This is a genomic window from Chryseobacterium sp. II3a (assembly GCF_057815135.1).
In genome coordinates this window covers 75,156-92,259 of record NZ_JBYPZJ010000002.1, presented here as the reverse complement: position 1 = coordinate 92,259, position 17,104 = coordinate 75,156, and the positions used below count along the sequence as shown (strand labels likewise).

Below are 17,104 nucleotides of genomic sequence, written 5' to 3'. Positions count from 1 at the left end.
TTGTAATATACTCTTCTATCTTTATTTCAATATTTCTTTCCCATGTTCAGGTTAATTTTATACATTTAATATAAAATAATCTGGACTATGGATCATAAGAATAATAATCTCTTTGAAAAATTTTCAAACTGGGCAGTAAAATTTACAGGAAGTCAATATGCTTTTATTGGAGCAACATTTGTAGTAGTGGCTTGGGCAGTGACAGGACCTTTCTTTGATTATTCAGAAACCTGGCAGCTGGTCATTAATACCGGAACTACCATTATTACCTTTCTTATGGTTTTCCTCATTCAAAAAGCTCAGAATAAAGATTCAAAAGCTATACAGATCAAGTTAAATGAAATTATCGCTGCTCATGAGAAAGCCAGCAACAGGATTGTAGATATTGAAGATCTTACGGAGGCAGAATTGGATCAGCTTCACCATTATTATGAAAACCTGGCTCTGTTTGCGAAGAAAGATACAGACATCCATACTTCCCACTCCATAGATGCAGCACAAAGAAATCAGGATTACAAATATGAGTTCTTCAAAAGAAAACATGAAGAATGGCTGCAAAGGCAGGGACAACAAAAAAAGGAATCATAGCGATTCCTTTTTTATTTGAAGTTAATAACATTTTATATAGCTGTTATCTCATAAAATAGCTAAAGTAACTACAGCTTCCCATCAGGCCTTTAGTAGTTTCAGCATCTGAATACTGTGCCTTTAGCTGAGCAAAATAGGTCCTGTATTTTTGATTTTTAAGATTGTCCATCTGCTTTTGGCGGGTATCTTCTTTTTCAGACCATTTCGGATCAGAATAATCAAAATCTTTCGGAGCTTTAGCTTCATACTGGTAATATTTACCTTGCTCGGCACTTGCCATCTGGAACAGGATTCTTGCTTTCTGTTCTTTGTTGTTGGAAAGCGTAAGTGCTTTTTGATAATAATTGATTGCCAGATCAAAATTATCAGGTTCAATATAAGACGTATCTAGGAAGTTTTTATAATAATACTTGTAAGGATTCCCTTTATCATTATTCCAGAAGTAGTATTTCCCACCATTACTATTGTCAATATCCATCACAAACAGCTGGCGGTAATATCCTAGAATGGAAGTATTATACAACAGATTCCCGATAAGCTGGTTTGCTTTTGCTGCCTTTTCATCTTTACCATTTCCAATCTTCTTAAGTTGGATCAGAGCATCAGCTAAGTCCAGTTTATTCATATTGTCTTTGATGAAAGGAAACTCGGTATAGCCCTCAGACTTCATAGATTCAGCATCCGGACTTTGGTAACTTTCCCAAACATTGTGGCCGAAAACTAGACTTGAAATATTATTAAAGCCATTATATTCAGAAGAGGCATATTGTTTTTGGGTAATGGTTTGGCCGCTTTTTTCATTCCAGTCATAGTTTTCTCTTGGAATTCCACCAAACTTCTGTGCCTTTTCATAATATGATTTAGCTTTTTCGAAATCAGCAAGCCTCATGGCTCTATCTCCATAGATGGTACTGAAGAACGCATCAATGTTTCCTACACTATCCATATTTTTGGAAATGATCTGCTGTTCAAACTGAGTTTTATTGGGCTTTCTGTAGAACTCTTCAACACTTTTTACCAGACTTGAGTTTGGATTATATTGAAGGTCAGAAAGCTTATTATTCATCAGGAATGATTTTCCGTCTTCTCCCTGAAGGAAATAGCGGTTGGCCATTACATCTTTTAAGAAATCTGCAGTGGAAGGTGCACTGCCATAATAATCATAATCATTATTGACATTGGCAGTATCTTTTTTTACTTCTTTTTCCACAAAATATTCAGCATAATCCTTCATGAGATGATCTTCAAAAGCGGCATCAACTTTTGGCTGGGAAACAATGTCATTAAGAACTTTCATCCTTTTGATTTCTTCCAAATATTCCGGATTGGTTGTCTTAATGTCATTCAGAATTTCAGTACTTTCCTTATAATCTTTCTTTAAAAACTTAAGATAAGCATCTGCAATCTGCCAGTATTCGTCTTTAGATTTTTCTTTTGCCTTCGAAGTAAATTTTTCAAGGTCATCAAGATAATCTTTGGTATTATCATCATACCCGCTATATCCGGTAGTATAAAAAGGGATTCTATTCGGATTGTTCAGCAGTTCATCATCACTCTGATTAGCTTTTCCATTGCCGGATGCTTCAGATTTTGAACCTCCGAAAAGATTTTTGAAGAACCTTACAATTTTCTGCCAGAAAGATATCTTTTCTTCTTTTACCTCTGTTGTTTGTGTTGCAGATTTATCTTTGGTAGCATCCTTTGAAGTATGGGTTTCAGTATTTCCTCTGTAGACAGATACTCTGCCATAGGCATCAGAAGTGTAATAATAGATAGGAAGGTAGCTTCTTTCCAGTTCATTGATACTTCTTACTGCCATTACTTTTAAGATTTCAGAATCCGGGTTGATGTCAAACATCTTTTCCATAATGGGAATCGGGTTGTTGAAATCTTCATATCCTAAAAGGAAATAGGCCATGTTTTTTTCTTCATTCGTGTTGGCTCTTTTCATAATATTACTGAAAGAAGCAGTATCTGAAAGTTTCATAGAAACAAAAGAAGATTCTTTACGATCTTTACTGTTCATGAATACCTGAAAGAAATTCCAGTTGGCATCACTATTCATTTCCAATCCTCGTTGAGCACCTGCCAATTGGTCTAAAGCCATATAATATACAGTACCCTTTAATTTGATAGGTTCAATATAGCTTTTGAAAGCCTGAAGTGCAGAATCATAGTTTCTGGTATAGTGATTCAAGCGAACCAGTTGGTATCCATAGCGTTGTTTGATCTCAGGATTTCTGGCTGCATTATACAAAGATGTTAAAGCTGCAATTGTTTTATTATAATCAAGAGATGTAGCATTTTTTCTGTTTTCATCCCTATTATAGTAAAACGAATTTTCATTTTCAATATAATTGATACTCATGAAAGGTTCCAGGTACTTAGCCTCAATCAAATAATCAATTCCTTCTTTATATTTCTGGTAAAATCCTGTTCCTAGCTTTTGTAAAAGAGGATGGGTAGGTGATCCATTTTTAAGAGCGTTGAGATCATTCATGCTTAGTTTATAGACTAAGTTTTGAGTTTCGGCATAATTAAGCTGATTATTAAAATATTTCTTCCATGTTTCAATATTATCATCAGGAATCAGTGAGGGATTGTATTCACCGTAGAATCTTGAAGAATAGGTGTGAAGGAAAGGAAGGTAAGACTTGTCCTTAATGATGCTCTGCGTAAAAAGATTGAAGTATTCATAATCCGGATCCGACCACGCACAGGCGTTGGAATTCGTATAGAAAAGAGATACAACCGCAAGTGAAAGAATATACTTTTTCATAGGGTTTGTAGTGTGTTTGAGTTTTTATAGAGTTGTTTTTGTAATTAATGGTGCTGACAGAAAATAGCATAAGTGATTGAATAACTATTCTTTGTCCTAATCTATAGTAGATTTAAAATTTTCGATCTAACACAAATTTACTATCTAATTGATAATAAATGATATTAAAATGCGGTATTTTTTTCTGAAGGAAAACAACCACATCAGTTAATTGTTCTTCCGAGATTTCTTCCACTTTTATTTTGAAACCTTTGTTGAGATAGCTGCCAAAGTAGAACCCGTCTTTCAGTACTTCAGCTTCATGATCGGAGATCTTTTTAAAGTTGGGATTTTCAAGGTCTTTCTTAGACAAAGCATTGATGAGTTTATGCTTGCCGAGATGATTCGTTATAATTCCCCATGAATAGATAGGCAGGGCAACTTCTATTTTCTTAATAGGATAGTCTTCCAGTTTCGAAAGATAGCTTTTCAGAATATTCACATCCAGGATAGAATTTTTGTCTGACTTTTCCAATGGAGAAGAGGTGGAGTAGCACATTAGATACACCTTATTTACAGGTGGAATACCTGTTTGCTTTTTATCCTTGACCTGATGAAGCCGTAAAGTACAGGTAACTTCCTTTCCTGAAATTCTTTTGAGTTCTTTTAAAAATTTAAAATAATCATCCCTTGTGCCAGAAGTCCAGTCACAGTCAATTTGAATTTCATTGTTGATTTTTAAATGATATTCCTCTGCTTTTTTCTGAACCAAATGATGGATGCTCTCCGCGAGGAACTTGATTTCTTCCTGAGTAATCCCAAGTAAAGTTGAATTTGTGATAAAAACCGTAGGGACAATTTGCTTATCGGTCTGAAAACTCTGGTCTTTTGTAATGGCAGCAACAGGCAGAAATTTTTCCCCCGTTTTATCTACATCAAAAAATCTTGTATATAAGTAAGGAACAGTTGCCTGATCTAAAGTTTTCTTCTCTTCCTGATCCAGTTTTAGATTTGTTTTCCAGTAATAAAAGGTGTAAGGGTGGTTCTCTCTCTTACTGCATGAGACAATGAAAAGGAAAACCCATAATATATTTAGTACTTTCATACTTTGGTGCTGTATAATTGATTCATCAAAAGTAAAGATATTTACAGAAAACATTCATCGCGAAATCCCGGGATTTTTTATCCATAAACAAAAACCATTCCCAAAGGAATGGCTGTATTAATATCGTGTTATTCATAGAACTCACTTTCACAAGAACAGGTCTCTTTATCTATACTCTCTCTGGCAGAACAGCAGCCTTCAAGATTTTGAACATTTCCCTTTTCATCTGTAAGGTAGATTTTATTTTTATCAAATTTCACAAAGAAAGTTTCATCATATTTTTTGAACTGTACCTTCATTACCTTATTTGGGGCATATTTCCCAGCATTAATTTCTTCTGTAGTTTCTTTTCCGTTCGCTTGGTTTACCTGAACATACCCAAAGAATACATCACCATTCTTTTTAACATCCAAGTAATAATGAGGAGTACCCGTACCGCTGTATCCCTCCAGAATATCAAAACTTCTATGCCCGGTAAAAGGAACCTTTGCCTGGGCAAGAGTGAAAATGCTGATACATAAGACCACTAAACTGAAAATGTTTTTCATATTTTTTTTCTTCAAATTTAAAAATATATCCTCAATCCTTAAACCGTAAAATCCCGGTAATCGAGTAAGCAATCATCATTAGAATTATCCAACCTTTTTTACTCCTCATTCGTATAGCCATTCCCCTCCACTGGAGGGGTGTCGAAAATTCAAACAATTTTTGACGGGGAGGCTTATTCAATAAACGAAAAACCACTCCAAAAGGAGTGGCTTATCTATAATTTAGGTAATTATTAGCATTAGAAAACAGTAGCAGCCAACTGAATTCTTGCATATTTATTGGAAGGATTCCACATAGCCATCATAGAAACAGGTAAACTGTAATGTTCTGTAATCTTAAGAACTTTTCCTGCTTTTACACCTACGTTGACAATATCGAAGTTGTTTTTTCCATTCCCATACAAAAAGGTGTTGCCATTCAATGAGAATCCTGCCCCTACAAAAGCATCCAGATTTACTTTCTGTCCGCTGATTACTGGGTAACTAGCCTGAATATAGGTAGAGTATCTGTTCTTTTTATAAGTTCCATCAGGTTCCAGAATCACTTCCCCTGCATTAGCCCCTCCATATAACATGATGTCTGCTTCAATATTGATCGGAAATGCGGGTCCAAAAGTATAATTAGTTCTTAAATCAATAATATGAGCTGTTCTTCTTTGTGAATAACTGAAGATGTCATCCGCAGCAACAGCAGTATTGATGTTTCTTGAATTATAAAGATCCCATAATCCAATATAAAAACGTCCGTTAGAATACTGAACGTAATAATTGATCTCTTTGTAATGGGTGTTGTCTTTATCATCTGCAAGAGCAGAGGCTCCCCAGATACCCACCTTCCATTTCTTTTCCGCATCCAAAGCATAAGAAAGATTTCCCATCACAACAGGTTTGTCTGTAATAATCAATCCTCTCCACAAGTGGTTGTTTTGAATGTTTGCGGTAAAATCCAGCCTTCCTTCTTTGGTTTCCTTAGCCTCACTGCTTTCCTGAGAAAATAACCTTCCTGTACCTAATGTAAGCAGGAGGATTCCTTTTAGTATTTTCATCATCTGTATTTTTATTTTAATGTTATGAATAATAACGCAGCAATAACAGCACCTATCACAGGGCCTATCACAGGAATCCACGTATAACTCCAATCACTGCTTCCTTTTACCGGAAGAATAGCATGCATAATTCTTGGAGCAAGATCTCTGGCAGGATTGATGGCATAACCGGTAGTTCCTCCTAGCGAAAGTCCGATTACCCATACTAGGAAAGTTACAGGAATAGCTCCTACGGAACCTAATCCTACTTTTGCACCAGGATCTGCCTGTAGATTAATGCTTGGATCTGAAAAGTGGAAAATAACAAATACCAGTACAAATGTTCCGATAATTTCACTGATAAGGTTCGATGAAACTTTTCGGATAGCAGGACCTGTACTGAAACAAGCCAGTTTTGCTCCTTCGTCTTCCGTAATAGCAAAATGATCCTTATGAAAAAGCCAAACTAAGAATGCTCCCAACATACCTCCAATCATCTGAGCCGCAATATAAGACGGAACCAGATCCCAGGAAAATTTTCCTGCAACAGCTAACCCAATGGTAACAGCCGGATTCAAATGAGCGCCACTTACAGGCCCCGCAACAGTTACCCCTACAAAAACGGCTAATGCCCAGGCAGTGGTAATAACAATCCAACCGGAATTATTTCCTTTGGTATCCTTCAAGACAACATTGGCTACAACACCGTTGCCTAACAAAATTAGAAGCATCGTTCCGATCACTTCTGCGATAAATGGAGTCATATGTGTATTTTTAAGGTCAGTGAATTAATCTTCTATCCAGCTTTGAGCACGGGATACCGCTTTGTTCCATGAATGAACCATGGCGTCTACTTTTTCCTTTTCCAATTGAGGATGGAAATCTTTGTCTACAATCCATTGTTCCTGGATTTCGTCAATATTTTTCCAATATCCTACAGCAAGGCCTGCTAAATAAGCTGCTCCTAATGCTGTTGTTTCTAGTGTTTTTGGTCTTGTGATTTTAAATCCGAAAAGGTCAGACTGTATCTGCATCAACAAGTTGCTTGCTGAAGCACCACCATCTACTCTCAGCTCAAGACTCGCTCTTCCGGAATCTGCTTCCATAGATTTTACAATATCATATACCTGGAATGCAATGCCTTCCAAAGTAGCTCTTGCAATATGGGCGTCAGTCGTACCACGGGTAATTCCTACGATAGTTCCACGAGCGTATTGATCCCAGTGTGGAGCACCTAAACCTGTAAGGGCAGGTACAAAGTAAACACCGCCGTTATCTTCAACAGATGCAGCCAGATTATTCACTTCATCAGAAGAATGAATAAGTTTAAGGCCGTCTCTCAGCCATTGAATAGCAGCACCTCCTACAAATACACTTCCTTCTAAGGCATAGTTAACCTCTCCATTGATTTTCCAGGCAACAGTTGTTAAAAGATTGTTCTTTGAAGAAACAGCTTCTTTACCTGTATTCATTAATAGGAAGCATCCTGTTCCGTAAGTATTTTTTACCATTCCCGGATTGATACACATTTGCCCGAATAAGGCTGCCTGCTGATCTCCTGCAATTCCCGCAATCGGAATTTTGGTAGAAAATAAGGTAGTAGCTGTTTCACCATACACTTCACTGCTTTGCTTTACTTCAGGAAGAATAGCTTTTGGAATATTGAAAAGTTCCAACAGGTCATGATCCCATTCCAATGTATGGATATTCAACAGCATGGTTCTGCTGGCATTTGAAACATCCGTGATAAACATTTTTCCACGGGTTAACTTCCATACAAGCCATGTGTCAACTGTTCCAAAACATAGTTTTCCAGCTTCTGCTTTTTCTCTTGCTCCGTCTACATTGTCAAGAATCCATTTTAATTTGGTTGCAGAGAAATAAGCATCTAATACAAGACCTGTTTTTTCTCTGATGATTTCAGCGTGACCTTGTTCTTTCAGTTCGTCACAATATTTGGAGGTCCTTCTGTCCTGCCATACAATAGCATTATAAATAGGTTCTCCGGTTTCTTTATCCCAAACAATGGTGGTTTCACGTTGGTTGGTAATCCCGATAGCGGCTACTTCCAGACCAGAAATACCTGCTTTAGCAATAATTTCTGCAGCCACGGAGATTTGTGATGACCAAATTTCGTTCGGATCATGTTCTACCCAGCCTGGAATAGGGAAGATCTGTCTGAAGTCTTTTTGAGATAGATATTTGATCTCTCCGCTATGGTTGAATAGAATCGCTCTGGAGGAAGTAGTTCCTTGATCCAAAGCGAGGATTAACTTTTCATTCATATGGTGATTAATTAAGGTTGATAACTTTAGGTGAATAAGGCGTTAGTAAATATCCTTTTGCTAATTCGATGAATTCATTTTCCTGTTGCTGAGCCCATTCTTCAGTATATCCTTTCTCTTCAGCAATAATTCTTGCTACATTATGGGCGCTGTCTATAGCTGCTCTTGCATCCAGGAATAACAGGCGTGCTCTTCTTGCCAGTACATCTTCAATGGTTTCCGCCATTTCGTTTCTCGCTGCCCAAACCACTTCCGCTACGGTGAATGGATGGTCTGGATGTATTTTCTGCGAAAAACGTGGATTGCTTTCTTGTAAAGCTTTTATAGCCGGGATGTCAGATCCGTATACATATAAATGATTGGTTCTGTCTACTTGCTCTGGTTTTACATTTCCATGAATAGACATATTTTCTGTCTTAGAAGTGGTATTGCCCAGTTTGTGCACCTGCATAGCTTTGTCAATAGTATCTTCAGCCATTTTACGGTAAGTAGTCCACTTTCCGCCAATGATGGAAACCAATCCTGTATCGGAAGCAATCACTTTATGGCTTCGGGAAACTTCCTTGGTGTTCTTACTTCCATCCTTCGGAGCAGCAAGAGGACGGAGCCCGGCAAAAACAGATTTTACATCTTCGCGGGTTGGTTTTTTAGACAAGTATTGTCTTGCTGTATTTAAAACGAAACTGATTTCCTCTTCTAAAGCACGAGGTTCAAAGCTCTCACTTTCCAAAAGAGTGTCTGTAGTTCCTACCAATGCTCTGTCATGCCAAGGCACAACAAATAAAACCCTTCCATCAGAAGTTTTTGGGATCATAATAGCATCATCACTTTTCAGGAACGATTTATCTAATACAAGGTGAATTCCCTGGCTTGGTACTACCATTTTGCCATGTTTAGGATTGTTCATGTTAAGGATGTCATTTGTGAAAACACCGGTTGCATTGATGACTACTTTTCCATGAATTTGGTATTGCTGCTTAGTGAACTGATCTTCAGCGACTACACCAATGATTTTATTCTTACCATCTTTTAGAAGATTAACAACCTTTACATAGTTGACAGCACTTCCTCCTTTTTCAATAATGGTCTGGGTTAAGTTGATCGCAAGTCTCGCGTCATCAAACTGTCCGTCTTGGTAAACAACTCCACTTGCTAAGCGATTTTGTTCAATAGTAGGAAGTTTTTCAATGGTTTTTGACTTACTGATATATTTCGTTTTACCCAAACTTAATTTTCCGGCAAGGAAATCATATACCGATAAACCTATTTTATAATAGATTCCGCCCCACCAGGTATAATTAGGGATGATGAAAGATTGATTTTTTACAATATGTGCTGCATTTTTGGCCAACAGACCTCTTTCCTTTAATGCTTCTTTCACTAAGCCTACATCTCCTTGTGCTAAATATCTTACTCCGCCATGTACCAGTTTGGTACTTCTGCTGGAAGTTGCTTTCGCGAAGTCATGAGATTCAAGTAATAAAGTTTTGAATCCTCTGCTTACTGCGTCTAATGCTGAACCTAAACCACTGGCTCCTCCTCCTATGACTATAAAGTCCCATTCTTTTACATTGGTTAATTTACTGAGTTCTTCGTTTCGTTTCATAAATGTTTCGTTTATGTTTCGTTTTCAAATATATAAATTAAAAATGAAAGCAAAAAGAAAATAAATGAAATTTTATAATATCGTATTATTATGATTTATAAGTACCTTTGTTCTTGAAGATGAAATAATTGTATATAGCCTTCTAACAACAATAAAGACCCATATGTGAAAAAAAATCGGTAATTTTGATGAAACCTCTGTGGTAAAAATATAATCTTATATTTAACAGTGATGGAGGGTGCTGGAAGCAATAAAGAAAAAATAAGAAAACAATTGAAGAAACGAATAAAATGGAGAAGCTAATTCCAAGGCAGGATGAAATATTGAAAGAACTGGACGAAAAAGGACATGTTCTTGTTCAGGATCTATGCGAAAAACTGAATGTTTCTTCAGTTACGATACGAAAGGATTTGAACTATCTCGAAAGTTTAGGTCTTCTCTTTAGAAATCACGGAGGAGCAAGTAAGCAGGTAAGGTATGCTTATGAAAAAAATGTGGGAGAGAAAGAAAATATTAATGTAGAAGCAAAACAGGCTATTGCTAAAGCAGCACTTTCATTGATTCAGGAAAACGATTGTATTATTTTGGCATCCGGAACTACCATGCACTACCTGGCAAGAATGTTGCAGAACTTCGGTCCGCTTACGGTCTTAACTTCCTCTTTGAGGGTAGCTATTGAACTTTGTAATAATCCTAATATTAATGTAATTCAGTTAGGAGGTGAGGTGAGAAAAAGCTCAACTTCAATTGTAGGATCTATTTCAGAAGGGATCCTTAAGCAATTTTCCTGTAATAAACTTTTTCTTGGAGTGGATGGCATAGATCCTGAATTTGGGATCAGTACTTCCAATGCTGCAGAAGCCCATCTTAACCAGGTGATGATTGAATGCGCTGATCAGACTGTTATCCTTGCGGATTCATCAAAGCTTAACAAGAAGGGGTTTGGTAAAATAGCTCCATTGGATAAGATAGATTACCTCATAACTGATAATGCTATAACGGATGAAGATAAAACTATATTAGAAGAAGCAGGAGTTAGGGTGCTTAATGGTTGATTATTGTTTCTCAGGCTCATTCATTTCAAGTTCTTTTGCTTTTTTCATATCAGTATTTGCGAGACTGTCTTTTTTTAATACTTTATACAATTCTGCTCTGCTATAATAAGCTTTTTTATATTCCGGGTCAATTTCTATGGCCTTGTTGAAATCTGCTAATGCCTCTTTATGCATTTTTAATTTCATATAAGAACTTCCGCGAAAAAAATAGCTTCCAGTGTTTTGACTATTATCAGCAAGATCCTTATTGAAATCCTGAATTGCCTTTTTGTATTCTCCATTGTGATAATAAAGACCTCCTCTGTTGTTATAAATTCCCGGATCTTTTGGATTCATCTCTATAACTTTGGAAATATCACTAATAGCGTTGCTTAAATCCTTTTTAAGAAAATAAAGATAGCCTCTTACTTTATAGGCTTCTACGTTATCATTATGTGGATTCAATTCTATGGATTTGGATAGGTCTTTAAAAGCTTCATCAAAACGGTTCAGTGCTGTATAAATAGTTCCGCGTCCATAATAGGCTGAGCTATCCTTACCGTTGAGTTCAATTGCTTTATTAATGTCTGCTAGAGCATTCTCTGGTTGGTTTATGGTCATATAATAAGTGCTCCTGTCAATATAGGCTTCTGTATATTGTGGGTTTGCTTCTATAGCCTTCGAAAAATTTTTAAATACTTCTTCCTGATTTTGTTTTTTTTGTATAAACCAGGCCTTTTCCACGGTATGCACTGGCGTATTTGGGATTCATTTCAATGGCTTTGTCATAAGCAATTATACTCTTGTCATATTCTTCATTGTAAGCATAGGCAGTTCCTAAAAGATTATAAATACTATCCGTTGGCTTTAATTGTGTTGCTTCTATCAAACTTTTTATGGAGGCTTTGTAATCCTGTTTCTGAAATGTTTGCCATGCAGATAAGAAAAGCTGTCTTTCTTTTTCATCTTTTGTATCTCCCTGTCCATACATGAATGGAGTAAGGAGAATGTATCCAATAATGATTAATAATTTTTTATTCATGTTTTTGTTTTTTAGGTTGAATATTAAAAAGATTTATACATTCTTTTCATTTTAAAAATATAAAAAAATAATAGATTGAGAATAAAAAATGATAAGTGTTTTCTTTATTTTGAAAATATGAAAATGTCTAAATGATTAAAAATCAAAATATTTTACTCAAAATATTTGTCGGTTACAAAATTATTCATAAATTTGCACACTCATTTTAGGAGCGTAGTGTGCCTATATCAAAAGTAGAAATCACTTCAGACTTCCGGAAAATGAAAAAAAATAAAGGATAAATTTTATTATAATATAAACAATGTCAGGTATTATTGGTAAAAAAATCGGTATGACATCTTTGTTTAACGAAGAAGGGAAAAATATTCCTTGTACAGTTATTCAAGCTGGTCCATGCTCGATTTTACAGGTCAGAACCTTAGAAAACGACGGTTATACAGCTGTGCAGTTAGGTTTCGATGACAAGAGTGAGAAGAACGTTGGTAAAGCGTTAGCTGGCCATTTTAAAAAGGCTGGTTCTGCTCCTAAAGCTAAATTGGTAGAATTCCACGATGGATTCACAGATGCTAAAGTAGGAGAGGAAGTAAATGTTCAACTATTCATCGAAGGTGAATATGTAGACGTAACAGGAACTTCAAAAGGTAAAGGTTTCCAAGGTGTTGTTAAAAGACACGGATTTGGAGGTGTAATGCAGGCAACTCATGGTCAGCACAACAGACTTAGAGCTCCAGGTTCTATCGGTGCTGGATCTGACCCTTCAAGAGTATTCAAAGGGATGAGAATGGCTGGAAGAATGGGAGGTAAGCAGGTAACTGTTCAAAACCTTCAAGTGTTAAAAGTTGATCAAGAACAAAATCTTTTAGTAGTAAAAGGTGCTGTTCCGGGAGCTAAAAATTCTTATGTAATTATCAGAAAATGGAACTAGTAGTATTAAATACATCAGGAAAAGAGACCGGAAGAAAAGTAACTCTAGACGAAACAGTATTCGGAATTGAGCCAAATCAGCACGCGGTTTACTTAGAAGTTAAACAGTACCTTGCTGCACAAAGACAAGGAACTCATAAAGCAAAAGAAAGAAGCGAAATTACTGCTTCTACTAAAAAGCTTAAGAAGCAAAAAGGATCTGGATCTGCTAGATATGGTGATATTAAATCTCCAACTTTCAGAGGTGGAGGTAGAGTATTCGGACCAAAACCAAGAGACTACAGATTCAAATTGAACAAAGCTCTTAAGAGATTAGCTAAAAAATCTGTTTTATCTCAGAAAATGAGAGACAACAGCATCAAAGTTTTAGAAGATATGAGCTTCGCAGCTCCTAAGACTAAAGATTTTATCAATGTATTAAACGCATTGGAACTTAACGGTAAAAAATCTTTATTCGTTCTTCCTGAAGCTAACAAGAATGTGTATTTATCTTCAAGAAACTTACCTAAAGCTAAAGTAATGAACTTCAACGAAATTAGTTCTTACGATTTAGTGAATGCTGGTGAGATCATTTTCTTCGAAGGTGCAGTTGAAAAATTCCAGGAAAATTTAAAGAAATAAGTCATGTCAGTTATTATTAAACCAGTTATTTCAGAAAAGGCTAACTACCTTACAGATTTAAGAGGTACTTATTCTTTCTTAGTGAACCCTAAGGCGAATAAGATCGAGATCAAAAAGGCTGTTGAAGCAGCTTACGGTGTAAAAGTAGCAGACGTTAATACAATGATTTATGCTCCGAAGGTTTCTTCAAAGTACACTAAAAAAGGTCTTCAAGTAGGAAAGACAAACAAATTGAAAAAAGCGGTAATCAAACTTGCTGAAGGTGAGGTTATCGATATTTTTGCTGTAAATTAATTATTAATTATAAATAATAGTAATGTCTGTTAGAAAATTAAAACCTATCACCCCGGGACAGAGATTCAGAATTGTAAACAATTTTGAGGAAATTACTACCAACAAACCAGAGAAGTCTCTAACAGTTGGTATTAAAAAGTCAGGTGGACGTAACCAAACAGGTAAAATGACCATGCGTTACACCGGAGGTGGACACAAAAAGAAATACAGAATTATTGACTTCAAAAGAAACAAAGCAAACGTTGAAGCAACTGTAAAATCTGTAGAATACGATCCAAACAGAACTGCATTTATCGCATTACTTGAGTATGCTGACGGAGAGAAGAGATATATCATCGCTCCAAACGGTATCAAAGTTGATCAGAAAGTAATTTCTGGTGAAAGCGTAGAACCAAATGTAGGGAACGCAATGAAGTTGAAAAACATTCCTTTAGGTACTGTTATTTCTTGTGTTGAAATGAAGCCTGGTCAAGGTGCAATTTTAGCAAGAAGTGCTGGTTCTTCAGCTCAATTAACTTCTAGAGATGGAAAATATGCAATCATCAAATTGCCTTCAGGAGAATCAAGAATGATCCTTACTGAATGTTATGCAATGATTGGATCAGTTTCTAACTCAGACCACCAGTTAACTGTATCAGGTAAGGCTGGTAGAAGCAGATGGTTAGGTAGAAGACCAAGAACAAGAGCGGTTGTAATGAACCCAGTAGATCACCCAATGGGTGGTGGTGAAGGACGTTCTTCAGGAGGTCACCCAAGATCTAGAAACGGTAAACCAGCTAAAGGTTACAAAACTAGAAAGAAAAACAAAGTGTCTAACCGTTACATCGTATCTAAAAGAAAATAATTATGGCAAGATCACTTAAAAAAGGACCGTTCATTCATCATACTTTAGATAAGAAGGTTCAGGCAAATATAGAGTCTGGTAAGAAGACAGTTATCAAAACTTGGTCTAGAGCATCGATGATCTCTCCGGACTTCGTAGGACAAACTATTGCAGTACACAACGGGAAATCTTTTATCCCAGTTTATGTTACAGAAAACATGGTTGGTCACAAGTTAGGCGAATTTTCTCCAACAAGATCTTTCAGAGGTCATGGTGGTAACAAAAACAAAGGAAGCAGATAATCATGGGATCAAGAAAACAAGATAGTTCAATCGCAAGAAAAGAAGCTAACAAAGACGTTGTAAAAGCTTCATTAAATAATTGCCCGTCTTCTCCAAGAAAAATGAGATTAGTTGCTGATATCATTAGAGGAGAGCAGGTAGATAAAGCTCTTTATATCCTAAAATATTCTAAGAAGGATGCATCTAACAAGTTAGAGAAATTACTTCTTTCTGCTATGGCAAACTGGCAGACTAAAAACGAAGGTGCGGATATTGAAGAAGCTAACCTTATCGTTAAAGAAATCTTCGTGGATAGCGCAAGACAATTGAAGAGACTAAGACCAGCTCCACAAGGTAGAGGGTATAGAATCAGAAAAAGATCTAACCACGTTACATTAATCTTAGGTAATAAAGAAAATTAATCAAGGTATGGGACAGAAGACAAATCCAATTGGTAATAGATTAGGTATCATCAGAGGATGGGATTCTAACTGGTTTGGTGGAAACGATTATGGAGACAGAATCGCTGAAGACTACAAAATCAGAAGATACCTTGAGGCTAGATTATCTAAAGGTGGTATTTCAAAAATCTATATTGAAAGAACCCTTAAATTAGTAACAGTTACAATCACTACTGCTAGACCGGGACTTATCATCGGTAAAGGAGGTCAGGAAGTTGATAAATTGAAAGAAGAATTGAAGAAACTTACAGGTAAGGATATTCAAATCAACATCTTCGAAATCAAAAGACCTGAATTAGATGCTGTACTAGTTGCTGATAGTATTTCTAAGCAAATTGAAAACAGAATTTCTTACAGAAGAGCTGTTAAAATGGCAATGGCAAGTACTATGAGAATGGGTGCTGAAGGTATCAAAGTTCAAATCTCTGGTAGATTGAACGGAGCTGAAATGGCAAGATCAGAATCTTTCAAAGAAGGAAGAATTCCATTGTCAACTTTCAGAGCTGATATCGATTACCACTGGGCAGAAGCTCACACTACTTACGGTAGATTAGGAGTGAAAGTTTGGATCATGAAAGGTGAAGTTTACGGTAAAAGAGAACTTTCTCCACTAGTGGGACAACAGAAAAAAGGAGGTCAGTCAGACAGAGGAAACAGAGGAGGAGACAGAGACAACAGAAGACCTAGAAAAAACAACAACAATAACAATAATAATTAAAATTTTAGATTAGAAATTTTGAATTTTAAATTACCGTTACTTTTTTAAAATTAAAAAAAATCTAAAATCTAAAATCTAAAATCTAAAATTTAGAGATTATGTTACAACCAAAAAGAACCAAATTCCGTAGAGTTCACAAGATGAAGATGAAGGGGAATGCCCAAAGAGGTAGTCAACTTGCTTACGGAACTTTTGGGATCAAAGCAACTGAGGGTGCTTGGATCACTGCAAGACAAATTGAAGCTGCTCGTATTGCTGCGACAAGATATATGAAGAGAGAAGGTCAACTATGGATCAAAATCTTCCCAGATAAGCCAATTACTAAGAAACCAGCGGAAGTACGTATGGGTAAAGGTAAAGGTGCTGTTGAATACTGGGTAGCTGTAGTAAAACCAGGTAAAATTATGTTTGAAGTAGGTGGAGTTCCTTACGAAGTTGCGAAAGAAGCTCTTAGACTTGCTGCACAAAAATTACCAGTAGTTACTAAATTCATCGTTGCTAACGATTTTGTTAAACCTTTATAATCTTTGAGTACAATGAAAAATGCTGATATTAAAAATTTAAGCGCGGGTGATATTCAAGCTCAATTAACTGAAGCAAAAGCTCAATATTCTAAATTGAAATTGGCTCATGCAATCAGCCCAATTGAAAACCCGATTCAAATCAAAGATTTGAGAAGAACAATCGCTAGACTAAATACTGAGTTAACTAACAAACAATAATTTCATTTTACAATGGATAGAAATTTAAGAAAAGAAAGAATCGGAGTGGTTTCCAGCAATAAAATGGAAAAAACTATTGTTGTTAGCGAAACTACAAGAGTAAAGCACCCGATGTACGGTAAATTCGTTTTGAAAACGAAAAAATATACTGCACACGACGAGAACAACGAATGCACAGAAGGTGATACAGTTTTGATCCAAGAAACTAGACCTTTGAGCAAAAGCAAGAGATGGAGATTAGTAAGAATCATTGAAAAAGCTAAGTAATA

General features: G+C 36.2%; 21 protein-coding genes. 12 read left to right on the top strand and 9 right to left on the bottom strand.

Features of this window, described 5'->3' with window-relative positions:
- The first annotated feature begins 87 nt into the window (after positions 1-87).
- Positions 88-588, top strand: coding sequence for a low affinity iron permease family protein (locus AC3HD6_RS05275; protein WP_488895402.1), 501 nt, complete (start codon positions 88-90; stop codon positions 586-588).
- 43 nt (positions 589-631) lie between these two features.
- Here AC3HD6_RS05275 and AC3HD6_RS05270 read toward each other — a convergent pair whose 3' ends face one another.
- The 7 genes from AC3HD6_RS05270 to AC3HD6_RS05240 all read right to left on the bottom strand — a co-directional run bounded on the left by AC3HD6_RS05270 (position 632) and on the right by AC3HD6_RS05240 (position 9,915).
- Positions 632-3,367, bottom strand: a complete 2,736-nt coding sequence (locus AC3HD6_RS05270) for a hypothetical protein (protein ID WP_488895401.1) — start codon at positions 3,365-3,367, stop codon at positions 632-634.
- A gap of 112 nt (positions 3,368-3,479) precedes the next feature.
- Positions 3,480-4,451, bottom strand: coding sequence for a hypothetical protein (locus AC3HD6_RS05265; RefSeq protein WP_488895400.1), 972 nt, complete (start codon positions 4,449-4,451; stop codon positions 3,480-3,482).
- Between the two features lie 128 nt (positions 4,452-4,579).
- Entirely contained in the window at positions 4,580-4,999 is a 420-nt protein-coding gene (locus tag AC3HD6_RS05260) for a hypothetical protein (protein ID WP_488895399.1), read from the bottom strand.
- A 239-nt stretch (positions 5,000-5,238) separates the two neighbouring features.
- The gene (locus tag AC3HD6_RS05255) at positions 5,239-6,045 is read right to left on the bottom strand and encodes a hypothetical protein (RefSeq protein ID WP_488895938.1); all 807 of its coding nucleotides are present in this window, start codon (positions 6,043-6,045) and stop codon (positions 5,239-5,241) included.
- Positions 6,046-6,056: 11 nt separating this feature from the next.
- Positions 6,057-6,788 (bottom strand): MIP/aquaporin family protein, encoded by a 732-nt coding sequence (locus AC3HD6_RS05250; RefSeq protein ID WP_488895398.1) that lies wholly within the window; start codon positions 6,786-6,788, stop codon positions 6,057-6,059.
- A 24-nt stretch (positions 6,789-6,812) separates the two neighbouring features.
- Positions 6,813-8,309 (bottom strand): glycerol kinase GlpK, encoded by a 1,497-nt coding sequence (gene glpK / locus AC3HD6_RS05245; protein WP_488895397.1) that lies wholly within the window; start codon positions 8,307-8,309, stop codon positions 6,813-6,815.
- 7 nt (positions 8,310-8,316) lie between these two features.
- Positions 8,317-9,915: a glycerol-3-phosphate dehydrogenase/oxidase gene (locus AC3HD6_RS05240; protein WP_488895396.1), complete on the bottom strand. Its 1,599-nt coding sequence runs from the start codon at positions 9,913-9,915 to the stop codon at positions 8,317-8,319.
- Between the two features lie 290 nt (positions 9,916-10,205).
- On the opposite strand from AC3HD6_RS05240, the gene AC3HD6_RS05235 reads away from it, so the two are divergent.
- Entirely contained in the window at positions 10,206-10,970 is a 765-nt protein-coding gene (locus tag AC3HD6_RS05235) for a DeoR/GlpR family DNA-binding transcription regulator (RefSeq protein WP_488895395.1), read from the top strand.
- Here the strand turns inward: AC3HD6_RS05235 and AC3HD6_RS05230 are convergent, their stop codons facing one another.
- Both AC3HD6_RS05230 and AC3HD6_RS05225 read right to left on the bottom strand, forming a co-directional pair.
- A complete protein-coding gene (locus AC3HD6_RS05230; RefSeq protein ID WP_488895394.1) occupies positions 10,971-11,693 on the bottom strand; it encodes a tetratricopeptide repeat protein in 723 nt (240 codons plus the stop codon).
- Positions 11,641-11,991 (bottom strand): tetratricopeptide repeat protein, encoded by a 351-nt coding sequence (locus AC3HD6_RS05225; RefSeq protein WP_488895393.1) that lies wholly within the window; start codon positions 11,989-11,991, stop codon positions 11,641-11,643. Before AC3HD6_RS05225 ends, AC3HD6_RS05230 begins: the two co-directional genes overlap by 53 nt.
- A 301-nt stretch (positions 11,992-12,292) precedes the next feature.
- On the opposite strand from AC3HD6_RS05225, the gene rplC reads away from it, so the two are divergent.
- The 10 genes from rplC to rpsQ all read left to right on the top strand — a co-directional run bounded on the left by rplC (position 12,293) and on the right by rpsQ (position 17,102).
- Positions 12,293-12,916: a 50S ribosomal protein L3 gene (gene rplC / locus AC3HD6_RS05220; RefSeq protein WP_068940275.1), complete on the top strand. Its 624-nt coding sequence runs from the start codon at positions 12,293-12,295 to the stop codon at positions 12,914-12,916.
- On the top strand, positions 12,907-13,536 hold the full coding sequence (gene rplD / locus AC3HD6_RS05215; RefSeq protein ID WP_129057717.1) for a 50S ribosomal protein L4: 630 nt from the start codon (positions 12,907-12,909) through the stop codon (positions 13,534-13,536). The genes rplC and rplD overlap by 10 nt, the downstream gene beginning before the upstream one ends.
- A 3-nt stretch (positions 13,537-13,539) precedes the next feature.
- Complete coding sequence (rplW, locus tag AC3HD6_RS05210) at positions 13,540-13,830, top strand: 50S ribosomal protein L23 (protein ID WP_045491154.1); 291 nt, start codon at positions 13,540-13,542, stop codon at positions 13,828-13,830.
- A 22-nt stretch (positions 13,831-13,852) separates the two neighbouring features.
- Positions 13,853-14,674 carry a 50S ribosomal protein L2 gene (rplB, locus tag AC3HD6_RS05205; RefSeq protein WP_047422407.1) on the top strand — a complete coding sequence of 274 codons (822 nt, stop codon included), beginning with the start codon at positions 13,853-13,855 and terminating at the stop codon, positions 14,672-14,674.
- A 2-nt stretch (positions 14,675-14,676) separates the two neighbouring features.
- Entirely contained in the window at positions 14,677-14,955 is a 279-nt protein-coding gene (gene rpsS, locus AC3HD6_RS05200) for a 30S ribosomal protein S19 (protein ID WP_002983209.1), read from the top strand.
- 2 nt (positions 14,956-14,957) lie between these two features.
- Positions 14,958-15,356, top strand: a complete 399-nt coding sequence (gene rplV / locus AC3HD6_RS05195) for a 50S ribosomal protein L22 (RefSeq protein WP_047096818.1) — start codon at positions 14,958-14,960, stop codon at positions 15,354-15,356.
- Between the two features lie 7 nt (positions 15,357-15,363).
- Positions 15,364-16,113 carry a 30S ribosomal protein S3 gene (gene rpsC, locus AC3HD6_RS05190; protein WP_034694675.1) on the top strand — a complete coding sequence of 250 codons (750 nt, stop codon included), beginning with the start codon at positions 15,364-15,366 and terminating at the stop codon, positions 16,111-16,113.
- A 98-nt stretch (positions 16,114-16,211) separates the two neighbouring features.
- On the top strand, positions 16,212-16,637 hold the full coding sequence (gene rplP / locus AC3HD6_RS05185) for a 50S ribosomal protein L16 (protein ID WP_002983219.1): 426 nt from the start codon (positions 16,212-16,214) through the stop codon (positions 16,635-16,637).
- A gap of 12 nt (positions 16,638-16,649) precedes the next feature.
- The gene (gene rpmC / locus AC3HD6_RS05180; protein ID WP_027371716.1) at positions 16,650-16,835 is read left to right on the top strand and encodes a 50S ribosomal protein L29; all 186 of its coding nucleotides are present in this window, start codon (positions 16,650-16,652) and stop codon (positions 16,833-16,835) included.
- A gap of 12 nt (positions 16,836-16,847) precedes the next feature.
- Complete coding sequence (gene rpsQ / locus AC3HD6_RS05175) at positions 16,848-17,102, top strand: 30S ribosomal protein S17 (RefSeq protein ID WP_027371715.1); 255 nt, start codon at positions 16,848-16,850, stop codon at positions 17,100-17,102.
- Positions 17,103-17,104: the final 2 nt, after the last annotated feature.